Source organism: Hyphomonas sp., assembly GCF_013823385.1.
Lineage (GTDB): Bacteria > Pseudomonadota > Alphaproteobacteria > Caulobacterales > Hyphomonadaceae > Hyphomonas.
Window position 1 is genome coordinate 1 of sequence record NZ_PNMA01000154.1, and the last position, 1,177, is coordinate 1,177.

The window sequence follows — 1,177 nt, forward strand, 5'->3', positions numbered from 1 at the left end:
ATGATCTCTTCGGACATCGCGCTGATCGGGACGACGATCCACCGGGTCGCGCAGCTCATCCAGCAGCGGATCGACCACGACATCCGCGGCAGCGGCCTGACCCGCCTGTCCTGGATGGCGGCGGCGCATGTCGAGGATGCGCCTGGGCTGACCATCAGCGATCTGGCCGACCGGCTGGAGGTCGGCCCGGCCACAGCCGGCCAGCTCGTCGATCGCATGGTCCGGGGCGGCTGGGTCGAGCGGTCGCCCTCGCCCGACGACAGGCGGGCGCAGATCGTCACGGCAACGTCGAAGGCCCGGGCGATGCTGAAGGAACTCGCGCCGCGGCAATCGGCGCTGGAAGATGAAATCCTGCAGGATCTGTCGGCGGACGAAAGGCGCGTCCTGCTGGCGCTGCTCGAGCGGATCAGGGCGCGGCTCGGGCGCTAGCGAAAGTGACAAGGGGCATGGAAAAGAAGACCGAATACAACATCTGGTACTGGGTGGTGGCTTTCATAGCCGTGCTTTTCATCCAGAACCTGATCGCCGGCTGGCAATCCGTGGCTCCCATCAGCTACAGCCAGTTCGAGAAGTATCTCGCTGACGGGAAAATTTCCTCTGTCGCGGTCGGGTCAGACACTATCACAGGCACCTTCGCCGAACCGGTCGACGGAAAGAAGCAGTTCGTGACGACCGTAGTGAATCCCGCAATCCTGGAACGGATAGACCGGTCAGGTATCGAGATCACTGGCGTTCCGCAAAACACTTTTCTCGGCACGCTGGTTTCCTGGGTGGCGCCAGCGCTTGTCTTCTTCGGAATCTGGATGCTGCTGTTCCGCAAGTTCGCCGACAAGCAGGGTTTCGGCGGGTTCATGCAGGTCGGCCGCAGCAAGGCCAAAGTTTACATGGAAAAGGAAACCGGCGTCAGTTTCGCTGACGTGGCCGGCGTGGACGAGGCCAAGGCCGAGTTAGAGGAGGTCGTGGAGTTCCTCAAGAACCCGGCCGAATACGGAAAGCTGGGCGCACATATCCCCAAAGGCATATTGCTCGTTGGGCCGCCGGGCACCGGCAAGACGCTTCTCGCGCGCGCGGTGGCGGGTGAGGCGGGCGTGACCTTCTTTTCGATCTCGGGATCAGAGTTCGTCGAGATGTTCGTGGGCGTCGGTGCCGCACGGGTGCGCGACCTGTTCGAGCAGGC

Annotated in this window: 2 protein-coding genes; both read left to right on the top strand. The window is 63.0% G+C overall.

Going from position 1 to position 1,177, the window contains the following annotated elements:
* Positions 1 to 429: MarR family transcriptional regulator (locus C0456_RS20680; protein ID WP_291056638.1), on the top strand; the 429-nt coding region annotated here is incomplete at its 5' end.
* A 17-nt stretch (positions 430 to 446) separates the two neighbouring features.
* A partial coding sequence (locus C0456_RS20685; RefSeq protein ID WP_291056640.1) for an ATP-dependent metallopeptidase FtsH/Yme1/Tma family protein occupies positions 447 to 1,177 on the top strand: 731 nt, incomplete at its 3' end.